20 protein-coding genes are annotated in these 14,946 nt (G+C 63.0%); 15 read left to right on the forward strand and 5 right to left on the reverse strand.

The annotated features are described in order from the left end of the window. Positions 1-19: 19 nt before the first annotated feature. The 3 genes from NKI19_RS03495 to NKI19_RS03505 form a co-directional block, all read right to left on the reverse strand. Entirely contained in the window at positions 20-874 is an 855-nt protein-coding gene (locus NKI19_RS03495) for a transglycosylase SLT domain-containing protein (RefSeq protein WP_352489307.1), read from the reverse strand. Between the two features lie 4 nt (positions 875-878). Next, the gene (ispG, locus tag NKI19_RS03500) at positions 879-2,132 is read right to left on the reverse strand and encodes a flavodoxin-dependent (E)-4-hydroxy-3-methylbut-2-enyl-diphosphate synthase (protein ID WP_352489306.1); all 1,254 of its coding nucleotides are present in this window, start codon (positions 2,130-2,132) and stop codon (positions 879-881) included. 200 nt (positions 2,133-2,332) lie between these two features. Beyond that, positions 2,333-2,512, reverse strand: a complete 180-nt coding sequence (locus NKI19_RS03505) for a YdcH family protein (protein ID WP_023678481.1) — start codon at positions 2,510-2,512, stop codon at positions 2,333-2,335. Between the two features lie 239 nt (positions 2,513-2,751). On the opposite strand from NKI19_RS03505, the gene NKI19_RS03510 reads away from it, so the two are divergent. Beyond that, positions 2,752-2,955, forward strand: coding sequence for a YdcH family protein (locus NKI19_RS03510; RefSeq protein ID WP_023678480.1), 204 nt, complete (start codon positions 2,752-2,754; stop codon positions 2,953-2,955). Positions 2,956-3,006: 51 nt separating this feature from the next. Here the strand turns inward: NKI19_RS03510 and NKI19_RS03515 are convergent, their stop codons facing one another. Then, positions 3,007-3,810: an IclR family transcriptional regulator gene (locus tag NKI19_RS03515; RefSeq protein ID WP_352489305.1), complete on the reverse strand. Its 804-nt coding sequence runs from the start codon at positions 3,808-3,810 to the stop codon at positions 3,007-3,009. Between the two features lie 128 nt (positions 3,811-3,938). Between NKI19_RS03515 and NKI19_RS03520 the strand changes: the two genes are divergently transcribed. From NKI19_RS03520 to NKI19_RS03575, 12 genes are all read left to right on the forward strand, one after another. After that, a complete protein-coding gene (locus NKI19_RS03520) occupies positions 3,939-4,820 on the forward strand; it encodes a transporter substrate-binding protein (RefSeq protein ID WP_352489304.1) in 882 nt (293 codons plus the stop codon). 67 nt (positions 4,821-4,887) lie between these two features. Then, positions 4,888-5,553 carry an amino acid ABC transporter permease gene (locus NKI19_RS03525; protein ID WP_352489303.1) on the forward strand — a complete coding sequence of 222 codons (666 nt, stop codon included), beginning with the start codon at positions 4,888-4,890 and terminating at the stop codon, positions 5,551-5,553. A 1-nt stretch (position 5,554) separates the two neighbouring features. Beyond that, a complete protein-coding gene (locus NKI19_RS03530) occupies positions 5,555-6,205 on the forward strand; it encodes an amino acid ABC transporter permease (RefSeq protein ID WP_292655692.1) in 651 nt (216 codons plus the stop codon). A 4-nt stretch (positions 6,206-6,209) separates the two neighbouring features. Next, on the forward strand, positions 6,210-7,004 hold the full coding sequence (locus NKI19_RS03535; protein ID WP_352489302.1) for an amino acid ABC transporter ATP-binding protein: 795 nt from the start codon (positions 6,210-6,212) through the stop codon (positions 7,002-7,004). A gap of 34 nt (positions 7,005-7,038) precedes the next feature. Continuing rightward, the gene (locus tag NKI19_RS03540) at positions 7,039-7,500 is read left to right on the forward strand and encodes a RidA family protein (protein ID WP_352489301.1); all 462 of its coding nucleotides are present in this window, start codon (positions 7,039-7,041) and stop codon (positions 7,498-7,500) included. A 26-nt stretch (positions 7,501-7,526) separates the two neighbouring features. After that, positions 7,527-8,732, forward strand: a complete 1,206-nt coding sequence (locus tag NKI19_RS03545; RefSeq protein WP_352564607.1) for an aminotransferase class V-fold PLP-dependent enzyme — start codon at positions 7,527-7,529, stop codon at positions 8,730-8,732. Between the two features lie 166 nt (positions 8,733-8,898). After that, positions 8,899-9,846 (forward strand): metallophosphoesterase family protein, encoded by a 948-nt coding sequence (locus NKI19_RS03550; RefSeq protein ID WP_352489299.1) that lies wholly within the window; start codon positions 8,899-8,901, stop codon positions 9,844-9,846. An 80-nt stretch (positions 9,847-9,926) separates the two neighbouring features. After that, positions 9,927-10,205, forward strand: a complete 279-nt coding sequence (locus tag NKI19_RS03555) for a cupredoxin domain-containing protein (protein ID WP_473554848.1) — start codon at positions 9,927-9,929, stop codon at positions 10,203-10,205. A 25-nt stretch (positions 10,206-10,230) separates the two neighbouring features. Next, positions 10,231-10,791, forward strand: a complete 561-nt coding sequence (locus NKI19_RS03560) for a sigma-70 family RNA polymerase sigma factor (RefSeq protein WP_473554845.1) — start codon at positions 10,231-10,233, stop codon at positions 10,789-10,791. Further along, positions 10,788-11,621, forward strand: a complete 834-nt coding sequence (locus NKI19_RS03565) for an anti-sigma factor family protein (RefSeq protein WP_352489297.1) — start codon at positions 10,788-10,790, stop codon at positions 11,619-11,621. The genes NKI19_RS03560 and NKI19_RS03565 overlap by 4 nt, the downstream gene beginning before the upstream one ends. Positions 11,622-11,736: 115 nt before the next feature. After that, the gene (gene purE / locus NKI19_RS03570; protein WP_352465749.1) at positions 11,737-12,234 is read left to right on the forward strand and encodes a 5-(carboxyamino)imidazole ribonucleotide mutase; all 498 of its coding nucleotides are present in this window, start codon (positions 11,737-11,739) and stop codon (positions 12,232-12,234) included. Beyond that, positions 12,231-13,307: a 5-(carboxyamino)imidazole ribonucleotide synthase gene (locus NKI19_RS03575; RefSeq protein WP_352489296.1), complete on the forward strand. Its 1,077-nt coding sequence runs from the start codon at positions 12,231-12,233 to the stop codon at positions 13,305-13,307. The genes purE and NKI19_RS03575 overlap by 4 nt, the downstream gene beginning before the upstream one ends. Before the next feature lie 92 nt (positions 13,308-13,399). Here NKI19_RS03575 and NKI19_RS03580 read toward each other — a convergent pair whose 3' ends face one another. Continuing rightward, positions 13,400-13,822 carry a lysozyme inhibitor LprI family protein gene (locus NKI19_RS03580; RefSeq protein WP_352564609.1) on the reverse strand — a complete coding sequence of 141 codons (423 nt, stop codon included), beginning with the start codon at positions 13,820-13,822 and terminating at the stop codon, positions 13,400-13,402. Positions 13,823-14,073: 251 nt separating this feature from the next. Here NKI19_RS03580 and ykgO point away from each other — a divergent pair, with 251 nt between their 5' ends. Then, entirely contained in the window at positions 14,074-14,199 is a 126-nt protein-coding gene (gene ykgO / locus NKI19_RS03585) for a type B 50S ribosomal protein L36 (RefSeq protein WP_006327841.1), read from the forward strand. A gap of 95 nt (positions 14,200-14,294) precedes the next feature. Continuing rightward, a complete protein-coding gene (locus NKI19_RS03590; RefSeq protein ID WP_352564611.1) occupies positions 14,295-14,894 on the forward strand; it encodes a tetratricopeptide repeat protein in 600 nt (199 codons plus the stop codon). Positions 14,895-14,946: the final 52 nt, after the last annotated feature.

The following is a 14,946-nucleotide window of genomic DNA, read 5'->3' on the forward strand; positions in this document are numbered from 1 at the left end:
AACGCGCCGACATATGGCTTTACCGGTTGCGTACCACGATGCAGGCGCCGCCGACGCTTTGCAGCTTGTCGCAGATCGTGTCGGCCTTGGCTCTGCTATCGGCGCCGATCCGCACGGCATAGATGCCGCGCCTGCCGATCGGGGTACGTACCCGGCTGACCACCGGATCGTGGCCGGCAAGCAGTGCCGGGAACCGGCTTTTCACTCTCAGCCACTGATTGAGCGCCGCGGCGCGGCGGAAATTGCCGGCCACCTGCACACCCCACGGCTTGATGTTGATCGACGACATCGGCACGGTTCTGGACATGATCACCGGCAGCTCGCGGCAAGCGGCAGCGAAACTCGCCTTCTTGTCGAGCGGCCGGATGACGCCGGCATAGGCGGCATCGGTGAACTTGTCGGCCGGCTCGCCCATGACGTCCAGGACGTAGCTTTCGGTCTCCAACGGCAGGAAGCCGCCGGAATTCAGCCAGCGCGTCACCCGGCTCTCGCCGGCATTGTAGGCTGCGGCGGCGAGGCCCAGATTGCCGAAACCGGATTTCATTTCGGCAAGGTATTTTGCCGAGGCCGGGATCGCCTGTTCGATGTCGAAGGAATTGGCGAGCCCGCGCATCTTGGCGGTGCCCGGCATGAATTGGGCGATACCCTCCGCGCCGACGGGGCTGACCGCATTGGGATCGAAACGGCTTTCCTTCCAGATCAGCCGGGCAAAGAAATCCCGGGGCAGACCGTTCTGGTCGGCATGCGTCTCGATAAGGTCGCAAACTCGATCGATCAGCTTCTGCTTGGCGGGTCGCGGCGGATCGGCCTGGACGGCTGTCGCCCAGCCCAGCCCGGAAATGACAACCAGCGTCGCCCCAAGCAAACGCCGCATCGAACTACTCCGCCGCGGCTTTGCCGTGTTGCCCAAACCGCCGTTCGATGTAGTCGGAAACCATTTTCTCGAAATCCGCGGCGATCGATGGGCCGCGCAGCGTCGCCGCTTTCTTGCCGTCGACGAACACCGGAGCGGTCGGCGTCTCACCGGTGCCGGGCAGCGAAATGCCGATATCGGCATGTTTGGATTCGCCCGGACCGTTGACGATGCAACCCATCACCGCGACCTTGAGGTTCTCGACGCCGGGATAGCGTTCGCGCCACACCGGCATATTCTTGCGCAGGTCGGCCTGGATGTTCTGGGCAAGCTCCTGGAACACGGTCGAGGTCGTGCGGCCGCAGCCGGGACAGGCGGCGACGATCGGCACGAACTGTCGGAAGCCCATGGTTTGCAGCAGTTCTTGCGACACCTGCACCTCGCGCGTGCGGTCGCCGTTCGGCTCCGGCGTCAGCGAGATGCGGATGGTGTCGCCGATGCCTTGCTGGAGCAGGATGCCCATGGCCGCGGACGAGGCGACGATGCCTTTCGAGCCCATGCCCGCCTCCGTCAGGCCGAGGTGCAGCGCATGGTCGGAACGGGTGGCAAGCTCGGTGTAGACGGCGATCAGATCCTGCACGCCGCTAACTTTGGCCGACAGGATGATTTTCTCGCGGGCAAGGCCGATCTCTTCAGCCATTTCGGCCGACAGGATCGCCGACTGCACGATTGCCTCGCGCGTCACTTCCTGGGCGGTCAGCGGAAAGCCCTGGGCCTGGTTGTCGTCCATCAGCCGGGTCAGCAGCTCCTGGTCGAGCGAGCCCCAGTTGACGCCGATGCGCACCGGTTTGTCGTATCGGATCGCCATCTCGACGATCGCCGCGAACTGCCGGTCTTTCTTGTCCTTGAATCCGACATTGCCGGGGTTGATACGGTATTTGGCCAGTGCTTCGGCGCAGGCCGGATGATCGGCCAGCAGCTTGTGGCCGATATAATGGAAATCGCCGACCAGCGGCACGTCGATGCCGAGCCGTTCCAGCCGCTCGCGGATGGCCGGCACGGCGGCAGCGCTTTCGTCGCGATCGACGGTTATGCGCACGATCTCGGAGCCGGCGCGATGCAGCGCCGCCACCTGCGCGACCGTCTGATCGACATCGGCCGTGTCGGTGTTGGTCATCGACTGGACGACGACCGGCGGGCCGCCGCCGACCATCACGCCGCCGACATCGACACCTACCGACCTGCGGCGTGGGAAGGGTGAGGAAAAATATCCGGTCATGCCGGCTGCCTTTAATCTTGAAGGTCCGGGCATGAGGTGGAGGAGCAAAGATGGCTTGTCAATGGCGACTGGCGCGAAGGCCCAGCAAATCGGAAATGACAAGACGGCAGCTTGCCGCAAATCCACAAGTGTTTCCGGCAGCATAGCAATGCCACCGGAAAGATCGCGCGCCGGGCGGCGCTGCTAGTCCTGGAAGGGCTTCAGTGCGTCGTCGGTTTCGCCTTCAGTTTTTCAATCTCGTCCTTGAGCGCCAGCTTGCGCCGCTTGAGATTCACGATTTCGAGGTCGTCTACCGATGGATGGGTCATCGCATCGTCGATTTCCCGTTCGATGTCGCCGTGTTTCCGCTGCAGCTCATCAAGATGGGATGCAAGAGACATGATTGGTTCTCCCTTTCATGGTTTCCTCGATTGCAGCCGCCAAGGCACGTCCACCGCAGGCTCGCTTCTGTGACGGCATAATGACAGTGTGCCACCATCGAGCACCGATGTCGAATGCTGCGTGGTAGCATTCCACGACAATATGAAATGTGGTATGGGCTGCGCGCCGGTGCAAGAAGACCCCGGTCCCGCCCAATCAGGCCCATAGTTTGGGCGCCGCAGACGTGCAGACGGTAAAAATGTCCGATCAGGAACAGGCAGATATCCGCCTCGAATATTCCCGGCTGAAGCAGGAACACGCCGATTTCGACGCGGCCATCAATGCGATGATCGCCATGAATTGCGACCCGCTGCAGATCCAGCGCATGAAGAAAAAGAAGCTTTTCCTGAAGGACAGGCTGATGGCGCTGGAAGACAAGATCATTCCAGACATTATTGCTTGAACGAAAGCCATTGCTTGAACGAACGCCGGCGCCGGCCTGCTGGAAAAGCGGCTATGCTGCGGTCGAAAGCCGTGCGGCGCGATCGCGCAACAACGCTATCAGATCGTCGGTCTTTTCGCTCGAAGTATCGATCGGAACCACCAGGCACATCGTCGCCTCGACCCTGCCTGGTGCTGAAAAAACCGGCGCGGCCAGGCATTTCGTATAGGCATCGACAAGGCCGGAGGTAACGCAGTAGCCGGCCGACTTGGCGACGGCGATGTCGGCTATGAAATCGTCGAGCCGCAACCTGCGGCCGTCCGGCAGTACGAGATCGTCTTCCGAGACCATATCCTCGATCGCCGCCCTGTCGAACCCGGCGAGGAGCAGCCGCCCGGACGCTGTCCAGGGAAGCGGTATTTGCAGACCCGTCGCCGAGCTGATCCGGAATGGCCTCGTTCCCGGGCTTGAATGGACGATGGTGTAACGGCCGCTTTGCAGCATGCACAGCTCCGAGGTCTCGCCGGTCTCGCGCGACAGATGGTCGACTTCCTGGCGCCCTCGCCTGAGCAGGTCGTTGCCCCGCACATAGTCCATTCCGTAGAGATAAAGCTTCTTTCCGAAATAGACCCGATTGCCGTCTCCGGCCATCTCCAGCAGACCTGCGTCGACCAGCGAGCGCACAAGCGTATAAGTCGTCGAACGCGGCGCGTTTACCCCCTTGGCAAGGTCGCCAATGCCGATCGCACGCTGGGTCGTGTGGAGAAACTCCAGGATCTGGAGGACCCGGTTGAGACCCTTCTCCCGAGAGCCCGAGTTCTTGTCTTCGTCCAGACCGGCGTCCGGTCGAGCGGCCAAGGCATTGCCATCTTGCATTATCGATCCCTGATGTTAATCTGTCTTGTACAGAGTACAGATGTCTCTTGTAAGGGACAATGACGTCAGTTGCAACCGATGCCTGTACTGCTGGTCCAAAGGGGAACACAACACGAAAGGAGGTCGCCGTGAACGACACATCCAAAAGGCGTGAATTTCTGAAACTGGGAATGGCCGGGCTTGCAACGGCCGGAGTGATGAGCGCCGCCACCGTGGTCGACGTTCAGAAAGCGGCGGCCCAGGCAGCGCCGGACAGCCTGCTGCGCACCGTGCTCGAGCGCGGCAAGGTGATCGTCGGCACCGGCAGTACCAATGCGCCCTGGCATTTCGAGAACGACGCCGGCGAACTGGTGGGCATGGACATCACCATGGGTCGCATTCTCGCCAAGGGGCTTTTCGACGACCCGACCAAAGTGGAATTCGTCATGCAGGATCCGGCTCAGCGCATTCCGAACGTGACCACCAACAAGGTCGACATCACCATCCAGTTCATGACCATGACCGCCCAGCGCTCGCAGCTGATCCACTTCTCCAGGCCCTACTACGTCGAAGGCATCGCCTTGCTGACCCTTCCGAACGCCGAAAACAAGACCTTCGACAAGCTGCTTGCCGGGGGTTCGGCGACCCGGATTTCCATCCTGCAAAACGTCGATGCCGAGGCAAACGTGCATATCGTACTGCCGGAGTCGCAGGTGATGCAGATAGACACGCAGGCCAATGTGCTGCAGGCACTGGAATCGAAGCGCGTCGACGCCGCCGCGGTCGATCTGTCAACGGTGCGCTGGCTCGCCTCGCGCAATCCGGATAAGTACTTCGATGCCGGCAAGAGCTGGTTCTCGATGCTTTATGGTGCCGCGCTGCGGCAGGGCGACCTCGACTGGCTGACCTTCGTCAACCAGACCTTCACCATCGCCATGTTCGGCCATGAAACGGCACTCTACGACGCTGCGTTCAAGGATTATTTCGGACAGGAGCCGCCAGCGCGCCATCCCGGTTTCCCGGTTATCTGATGCAAGCAGGCGGAAGGACAAACGTCCTTCCGCCTTCTCTCATCACAGCCCTCCATGACGAGGACGCATGGGTTACATCCTCAACTTCAACCTGATCTGGCGGCATTTCGACAAGCTCTGGGGCGGACTGCTGCTAAGCCTAGAACTGGCCGTCATCTCGATCGCGATCGGCATCGTCATCGGGCTCGTTCTGGCGGTCTGGTACGTGTCGGCCGGACGTGCTGTGCGGACCATCATCGCGGGCTATGTCGAGTTCATCCGCAACGTGCCGCTGATCCTGCTCGTCTACCTGGTCTTCTACGGGCTGCCGACGGTGGTCGACATTGCCTACAGCGCGCAAACCTCATTTATTGCCACGCTGTCGCTCTACAGCGGCGCCTACCTGGTCGAGGTGTTTCGCTCGGGGCTCGAGGCGGTGCCGCGGGGGCAGCTCGACGCCGGCAAGGCAATCGGCCTGACGCCATGGCAAAGGCTGCTCCATGTGCGCCTGCCGACGATGCTGCGCATAACCCTGCCGGCGCTTTCCAACACATTCATATCGCTCTTCAAGGACACGTCCGTGGCGTCGGTCATCTCGGTACCCGAACTCACCTATGGCGCCCAGTGGATCAACTTCAACACGTTCCGCATTGTCGAGGTCTACCTGGTGGTGACGGCGATGTACCTGTTGACCGGCTATGCACTGCTTTTCGCGTTGCGGCTGGTCGAGCGCCGGTTCAAGGCGGCGCGCTGACATGCTGAGCCAGATCATCTACGCCTTGCCGTTCCTTGCCGAAGGCTTTGCCGTAACCTTGTGGGTGTCGCTGCTGGTCGTGGTGTTATCGCTCATCGCCGGCGTGCTGATGGGCGTCGGCCTTGTCTACGGTCCGGCTCCGCTGCGCTGGGCAGTGCGCATCTTCAGCGACACCATACGCGGCATTCCGATCCTGGTGCTGATCTTCTTCGTCTATTACGGCCTGCCGGCGGTGGGGTTGCATCTGGAATCCTTTTGGGCGGCCGTACTCGCCCTCACCCTGTTCAAGACCGCACAGGTCGTCGAATATCTCAGGGGCGCCGTCGGCTCGATTCCCAAGGGTCAGTCCGAGGCGGCGATGGCGATCGGACTGACCTTTCGCCAGCGGCTGGCCTACGTCATTTTTCCGCAGGCGTTCAGGCGCTTCCTGCCACCCTGGATCAATGGCGTCACCGACGCGGTGAAGGGCAGCGCGCTGGTCTCGCTGCTCGGCATCACCGACCTCATGCAGGCGATCAACCAGGTCATCGGCCGCACCTATGAGGCAATGCCGCTCTACATCCTCGGCGCGCTCGTCTACTTCGCCGTCAACTACGCCCTCTCCTTGGCCAGCCGGCGCCTGGAGCGGCGTTTCTCCTTCATCCGGGAATAGCAAGATGTCCAACGCCTCGCACCAGAATCCGGCGCTTCTCGATGTCTCCGAGGTTTCCAAAGCCTTTGGATCCGTCGAGGTCCTGCGCTCCGTCAGCCTCAAGGTGACACGCGGCGAGGTGGTGACTGTCATCGGCCCCTCCGGCAGCGGCAAGACCACGCTGCTGCGCTGCGTCAACTTCCTGGAGAGCTACGACAGCGGCTCGATCCGCATCGATGGCAAGGAGGTCGGCTATCGAGAGACGGGAACACGCCAGCGACGCAGCGAGCGCGACCTGGCGGCGATGCGAGCGGAGACCGGAATGGTGTTCCAGAGCTTCAATCTCTTTCCGCATCTGACTGCGGCCGGCAACATCATGCTTGGCCTGCGCAAGGTGCGCGGCAAGAGCAATGCCGAAGCCCGAACCATTGCCGAGCACTGGCTCGGCCGAGTCGGCCTCGCCCACAAGGCCGACAGTCTGCCGGCCGAGCTTTCGGGCGGCCAGCAGCAGCGCGTCGGCATCGCCCGCGCCGTGGCGATGGAGCCGAAGATATTGCTTCTCGACGAGATAACCTCGGCGCTCGACCCCGAACTGGTTGGCGAGGTGCTCGAGGTCGTGCGCAGCCTCGCCGAAGACGGCATGACCATGCTGATGGTCACGCATGAAATGGCTTTCGCGCGCGATGCATCGAGCCGCATCGTTTTCATGGCGGATGGCGGTGTCAGCGCCGTCGGACCACCCGCCGAGATTCTGGCGGCAGGGTTCGACAATGAACGCCTTCGCAGCTTCCTGGCGCGGTTTCGCGCCTCGCATTTTTGACATCGGACGGCGAAAGCTGTCGCAAGGAGCTTTTATGACGCCTTACATCCGGCTCGCGGAATTGGGCCTGACACTGCCCGAGCCACCGAAGCCCATCGCCAACTTCGTCACCTATGCCGAGAGCGGGCGGCTGATCTTCCTCTCCGGCCAGGGGCCGTTGCGCGCCGATGGCGCGCTCTACACCGGCAAGGTCGGCGAGGATGTCAGCGTTGAAGAGGCCTATGGGCATGCCCGCCTGACCGGCCTGAACCTGCTCGCCGTCATGCATGCGGCGGCCGGCGACCTCGGCCGCATCGTGCGCGTCGTCAAGCTGCTGGGCTTTGTCAATGCGACGCCGACATTCAGCGAGCACCCCAAGGTGGTCAATGGCTGTTCCGATCTTTTCGCTGCCGTCTTTGATACGCTTGGCGGACACGCCCGTTCCGCGATCGGTGTCGGCTCGCTGCCGGGCAACATCACAGTTGAAATCGAAGCGGTCGTCGAGATCGCCGCCTGAAATCTTTCGAAACAGGATCTACAGAGATGACGACCTATGCCGCTGACCGTTCCAACACGACAATCCGCGAACGGCTTGGCCTTCGCCCGATCATCAATGTCTCCGGTACGATGACGGCGCTCGGCGCTTCGATCATCGTACCGGAAGCGATTGCCGCAATGTCGGAAATCGCCTCGCAATGGGTCGAGATGGACGATCTGCAGCGCGCCGCAAGTACTGTGATTGCACGCCTCACCGGCGGCGAGGCCGGCTTCATCACCGCGTGCTGCGCCAGCGGCATAACCATGGCGATTGCCGGCGCGATGACCGGAACCAGCCTTCTTGCGATCGAGCGGCTGCCGGACGACACCGAGGGCCTCAAATCGGAGGTCATCGTTCAGCTTGGCCACATCGTCAACTATGGCGCGCCTATCGACCAGTCGATCCGGCTTGCCGGAGCCAGAGCGGTGCCTGCCGGCACGGTCAGCGTCACGCAGGACTACCATGTTGCCGAGGCGATCCGGGACCGGACGGCGGCAGCCCTCTACGTCGTTGCGCACCACACCGTGCAATACGGCATGCTCTCGCTCGAGGAGTTCTGCGAGATTTGCCACGCCAAGGGCGTGCCGGTGATCGTCGACGCCGCCTCGGAATACGATTTGCGCGGCTTTCTGGCGCGCGGCGCCGACATTGTCGTCTACAGCGGGCACAAATTTCTCTCAGGGCCGACAAGCGGCATCGTTGCCGGCCGCAAGGATCTGGTGCGGGCCGCCTATCTCCAGAACCGGGGCGTCGCGCGCGCCATGAAGGTCGGCAAGGAGAGCATTGCCGGCACCATGGCGGCCCTGGAAGCCTGGGAGCGGCGCGACCATGCCGGCATTCGCCAGCGGGAAGAAGCCGCACTGCATCTGTGGCAAACCGCATTGCAGGGCCTGCCTGGCATCGAGGCACGTATCATTCCAGATCCGACCGGAAATCCTCTCGACCGCCTGCAGGTGTTTGTTGCGCCGGAAAGTCGCTTCACTGCCGTCGGGCTGGCGTCAGCGCTTGCCGCGGGTTCGCCGCCCGTGATCGTGCGCAACCACGAGGTCGAGCGCGGTCACTTCTTCCTTGATCCTTGCAATCTCCATCCCGGCGAGGCGGAGATCGTTGCCGAACGCCTGCGGGCGATGTTGAGTGCTGCCGATCGGCCCGCGGATGCGATGAAACCCGCTCGCAAGCAGTCCGCCGGAGCGTTGCGCTGGCCTGACTAGACATCGGCAGAGCGTGGTCGAGCCAGTGCCTTCCAGCGCCGGCTTCGCATCGGGCCAGTGCGCCATCACGGCACTGTGAATGACCTTTTGGTCGTCGGGCGGAATAAACCACCCCGCCCATTGGTCTCCCAAGCAGACGCCATTTCCGGCGTTGCAGGAGACCGGTATGACCCACCACCACGACAATGAAGCTGACGGCATCAGCCGCCGTCATGCACTGGAATGCATGATCTGGGCCGGCACGGGAGTGCTGTGGACGATTTCGGCCGGCGTGCCGGTTTCGCTCAGCCTGCTCGGCGCGGCGCAAGCCGCAGAGGCGATGGCCACCGGTTTCACTTTCCTCCAGATCTCCGACAGCCACATCGGCTTCGACAAGGCTGCCAACCCGCACGCCATCGACACGCTGAAGGAGGCCATCGGCAAGATCCAGGCGTTGCCGCAAAAGCCCGCTTTCATGATCCACACCGGCGACATCACCCATTTGTCGAAAGCCGCGCAGTTCGACAACGCTGCCCAGATCATCGGCGGCGCAGGCTTCGACGTGCATTATGTGCCCGGTGAGCACGACCTGATCGATGACGGCAACGGCCAGGCCTATCTCGACCGCTACGGCAAGGGCACCAAGGGCGCCGGCTGGTATTCGTTCGACCAGAACGGCGTCCATTTCATCGGGCTGGTCAACGTCGTCAATCTGAAGGCTGGCGGGCTGGGCAATCTCGGCGCCGACCAGTTGGCATGGTTGGCCGATGACCTGAAGGCGGTCACTGCCTCGACGCCAATCGTCGTCTTTGCCCACATCCCGCTATGGGCTGTTTATCCCGAATGGGGCTGGGGCACCGACGACGCGGCGCAGGCCTTGGCCCTGCTCAAGCGCTTCGGCTCTGTCACCGTACTCAACGGCCATATCCACCAGATCATGCAGAAGGTCGAAGGCAACGTTACCTTCCATACCGCGCGCTCGACCGCTTTCCCGCAACCGGCGCCGGGCACCGCAGCCTCACCCGGGCCGATGACGGTACCTGCCGGCCAGTTGCGCAGCCTGCTCGGCACAAGCAGCGTGACAGTCAAGCAAGGCGGGCAGGACCTCGCCATCATCGACAGCACGCTGGCCTGAGGGGAAATGCGATGATCCGCTTTCCATCCCGCCTCTTGGTCATATCGCCTGTCACGTTCGGTTTGGCGGCAATCCTGACAATGATTTCCATGCCACTGAACGCGGCAGACCAGCCAATAGTCAAGATCGAGAACTTTGCCTTCACACCGGCGGTGCTGACGGTAAAGCAGGGCACCACCGTGACCTTCGAGAATGACGACGACATCCCGCATCTGGTGGTCGCCAACGATGGCTCGTTTCGCTCCAAGGCGCTTGACACCGGTGACACATATGCCTTCACCTTCACCAAAGTGGGCGACTATGCCTATTTCTGCGGGCTTCACCCGCACATGCAGGGCAGGATCACCGTCGCTCCGTGAGGATGTTCGGAAGGTTCTGCCCGGGATGCCGGGCGATGCGACGGTGTTGAACCAAGAGGCCGCGGCCGAGCGCTTCCGCGAGGTGGTTCTGCCCCATCTCGCGGATGCGCTTGCGCTTGCCCGCTGGCTGACCGGCAACGCCGCCGACGCCGAGGATGTGGTGCAGGAGGCGTGTTTGAAGGCGCATGCGGGCATCGCCGGCTATGCCGGCGGCAATGCGCGCGCCTGGTTGCTGGCGATCGTGCGGAACGCCTGTTACTCCTGGCTGGCGCGCAATCGGCCACGCAGTATCGTCGCCGTCGGCGACCTGAGCGATCTCGATGACATGACGGCTGCGTACGGCGCCGGCCTGCCGGATACCGACAGTCCTGAGGCAAGCCTGATCGCCAAGGCCGACACGGCGGCACTCGAGGCGGCGATCGCCGCGCTGCCGCAGCAATTTCGCGAGACCGTGGTGCTGCGCGACATCAACGGCCTCAGCTATCGCGAGATCGCGACGCTGCTTGGCGTCCCGCTAGGCACGGTGATGTCGCGGCTGGCGAGGGCGCGCGGCCTGCTGACATCCCAACTTGGGAGGGCGCCATGAGCGCGCACAACGATGGACTGCCAGATGACCCGGCGGGCATGAAGCTGATGATCCATGCCTTGGTCGATGGCGAGCTCGACGCAGCAGCAGCATTGGCCGTCGAGCGACGCATTGCCGCCGATCCGGCGCTCGCCGCCGAGCATGCCCGCATCATTGCGCTGCAGACCGTTGTCGGCGGGCTGCCGAGGCCCGATGTCCGTGAGGATTTCAAGGCTCGCATCGCTGCAATCGGGACAGCCGGTACGGCGAAAGTGCTGTCGGCGCCGGCGCCCGCCGCTCGAGTGCTGCCGGCGCACCGAGCGATGCACCGATTTGGCGCGTTCGACTGGCGCGCGCTGGCGGCGTCGATCATCGTTACCGCCGTGCTAGCCAGCGGCGCGACCCAATGGATGATGTTGAGCAGGGCGCCCGACAGCTTTGCCGCCGCGGTCGCCAGCGGCCACCGCCGCAGCCTGCTGGCAGCCAGCCCGGTGGACGTCGTCTCGTCGGACCGGCACACGGTCAAACCCTGGCTGGATGGAAGGGTTGGCCTGTCGCCACCGGCGCCCGATCTTGCCAATGACGGCTTCGCGTTGCTCGGCGGCCGGGTCGAGGTGATCGCCGACCAGCCAGTACCGGCACTGGTCTACCGGCACCGCGAGCACCTGATCACCCTCGTCGCCGCGCCTGAGGAAACCGGCTCGACAGCCGGACCGGTCGATCTTTCTGCTGGTGGCTTCTCGCTGGTCCACTGGAGCGACAGTGCCTTTTCTTACTGGGCGATTTCCGATACCGAACGGCCTGAACTTGACGACTTCGTCAATCGCTTCCGAGCAGCGGCCGCCCGATGACCACCGCCGCTATCCATTTGCGTAGCCACCACAAGCGGCTTTGCCGTTTCCGGCCATCCTTGCGGCTCTCCTCGATTTCCGCTAATGCGCGCCTTTGTCGCCGGGGAGCAGAAGCTTGAACGATCAACGCGCCGACGTCGCCATCATCATGGGCAGCCAGTCCGACTGGGCGACGATGCGTCACGCCGCCGAAACGCTTGAGGCGCTTGGCATTCCGCACAAGCGCCTGATCGTCTCGGCCCACCGCACGCCCGATCGACTCTACGACTTCGCCAAGGGCGCCAAGGCGGCCGGCTACAAGGTGATCATTGCCGGTGCCGGCGGTGCGGCGCATCTGCCCGGCATGACGGCGGCGATGACGCCGCTGCCGGTGTTCGGCGTGCCGGTGGAATCAAAGACGCTGTCGGGCCAAGACTCGCTGCTATCAATCGTGCAAATGCCGGCCGGCATTCCGGTCGGCACTTTGGCCATCGGCAAGGCCGGCGCTGTCAACGCCGCCCTTCTGGCTGCCGCGGTGCTGGCGCTGAGCGACGAGAAGCTTGCCGCCCGGCTGGATAGCTGGCGCGCCGCGCAGACCGCCAAGGTGGCCGCAGAGCCCACGGACGCGCCGTGAGCCTGCCGGCAGGATCGACCATCGGCATCATCGGCGGCGGCCAGCTTGGCCGCATGCTGGCGATGGCCGCGGCCCGCCTCGGCTACCGCATCGTCGTGCTGGAGCCGCAGCCGGATTGCCCGGCGGCACAGGTCGCCAACCGGCAGATCGTCGCCGCCTATGACGACGCGGCCGCGCTTAGCGAGCTGGCCGCGGCCAGTGCCGTCGTTACTTATGAATTCGAGAACGTACCCGTCGCGGCCGCCGCGGCACTTGCCTCTACGGTGCCGGTCTACCCGCCGGCACGCGCACTGGAAGTAGCGCAGGACCGGCTGGCGGAAAAGAAATTCCTCAACGGCATCGGCATACCGACCGCGGATTTCAGCCCCGTCGACAATGACGACGAACTGACGGCTGCGCTGAAAAAGTTCAACGGCAGCGGCATATTGAAGACGCGCCGCATGGGCTATGACGGCAAGGGCCAGCGTGTCTTCCGCAACATGGAAACGGGCGGCTTTGCCGGCACTTGCGAGGCCATGGGCAATGTGCCGCTGATCCTGGAATCCTTCGTCAGCTTCGAGCGCGAGATTTCGGTGATCGCCGCGCGCGGCAGCGACGGTTCGCTCGCCGCCTACGATCCGGCCTGGAATGTCCATCGCAACGGTATTCTTCACACTTCGACGCTGCCGGCCGGAGTAAAGTCCGAGACGGCGGCTGCGGCTCAAACGGCGGCGGCAGAGATCCTTGCGGCGCTCGACTATGTCGGCGTCATCGGCATCGAATTCTTTGTCCTTGCCAACGGTTCGCTGCTGGCCAACGAGATAGCGCCGCGCGTCCACAATTCCGGCCACTGGACGGAGGCCGCCTGCACTATCTCGCAATTCGAGCAGCACATCCGCGCCGTCGCCGGCCTGCCGCTGGGAAATCCCGCCCGGCAGTTCGACTGCGTCATGGAAAACCTGATCGGCGACGATGTCCAGCGCGTTCCTGAGCTGCTCGCCGAGCCCGATCTGATGCTGCACCTTTATGGGAAGGCCGAGGCGCGGCCCGGCCGCAAGATGGGCCATTTTACGCGCGTCAGCCGCCGCAGCTAGAGCATGATCCCGAACCGAAGTTCCGCGCTAGCGAAAAGTGGAATCCGGTTTTCGGAAAAGATCATGCTCAAACAAAAAGTTAGAACCTACGCTTACTGGATGTCGCCGCTCTCGTCCTCGTCGGGGCTGGCGCAGCTTACATCGCCTTCCGCGCAGGTCGAATCGGCGGTGAGCTGCTTGGTGCGGTCGTCGGTCAGCCGTGTCAGGCATTCCGATACCAGCATCGGATAGATCGAGCCGCCTTCGCTGTCCGCGGCGGAATAGCTGCATTCCGCGTCGCGAAAGGCGATCCACGCGCGCTGCGCCGTCTGCAACAGCTTCCTGGCTTTTGCATCGCTTCCGCCGATGAGATCCTGGTAGGCCTTGTTGAGCTTGGCGTCGGCGGATTTGGTGTCCGCGTCGGCGCAGATGTTCATCATCTGCTGGCTTTCGTCATTGCGGTCGCATTCCTGCGCATGGGCAACAGAGCCTGCCGCGAGGACGGCAAGACAGGCGGACACAAGAATTCGGCGCATGACGATCTCCAATTCGCGGCAACCGCATCATTCCAGCCGTCTCAAGCCCGCGCAATGCCGCAAGGCGCCAGTGGCGGATATGTGATGATACGAAACGGTCCGTATCGTTTAGACAACGCGCTTACGGCAACACTTGCGGTTGACACGGGCAACGCTCCTCGTCTATGAGCCACGCACAGTTCAAAGGCGCGTCTGTGGGCGCGCCTTAATAATTCGGCCCGTGATCGGGCCCAGACCGACGGGCAAGACCAATGAAGATCAAGAATTCGCTCAAGGCGTTGAAGGCGCGTCACCGCGACAACCAGCTGGTTCGTCGCAAGGGCCGCGTCTACATCATCAACAAGACCGCGCCGCGCTACAAGGCGCGCCAAGGTTGAGTTTTCGACCGGAGGCTGCGTGCCTCCGTGCGCATGATACGCCTCTCACGCTAAATTCAGTTTGACGATCCGGCGTCGGGGGCTAGATTCCCGCGATGCGGATTCTTTTTGCATTTTTCACGGCTTTCCTCGTTTCCGGCGCTGTCTCGCTGCCGGCCTGGGCTGAAGATCCGACCCCAACTCCGCCGACAGCACCTCCGGTCGTCAAGACGAAACAGGCGCGGCTCGATCAGCTATTTGCCGATCTCAAGCGCGAACGCAATGAAAAGGCCGCCGAGCGCATCGCCGGGCGCATTGGGAACGAGTGGTCCCAGTCGGGCAGCGCCTCGATCGACCTGATGATGCAATGGTCGCAGAAGGCAATCGAAAACCAGAAATTCGATGTCGCGCTCGATTTCCTCGATCAAGTGGTAACCCTGCAGCCGACCTATGCGGAAGGCTGGAACCGCCGCGCCACTGTTCATTTCATGATGAAGAAATACGGGAAGTCGATGGCGGACATCGACCGCACCCTGCAGCTCGAACCACGCCATTTCGGCGCGCTTTCCGGCCTGGCCCAGATCATGGCCGAAACCGGCCACAAGCAGTCGGCGCTCGAGGCCTGGCAGCGTGTTCTCGGCATCTACCCAATGATGCGCAGCGCCCAGGACCAGGTCGCCGCACTTTCCGAGGAGCTTGCCGGCGAAGGCATTTGAGACCGGTAAGGGAGTAAGGGAATAGGGGAGTAAGGCAGTATGGCAGTGGTGT

This window comes from Mesorhizobium sp. M0751, assembly GCF_040320265.1.
Lineage (GTDB): Bacteria > Pseudomonadota > Alphaproteobacteria > Rhizobiales > Rhizobiaceae > Mesorhizobium.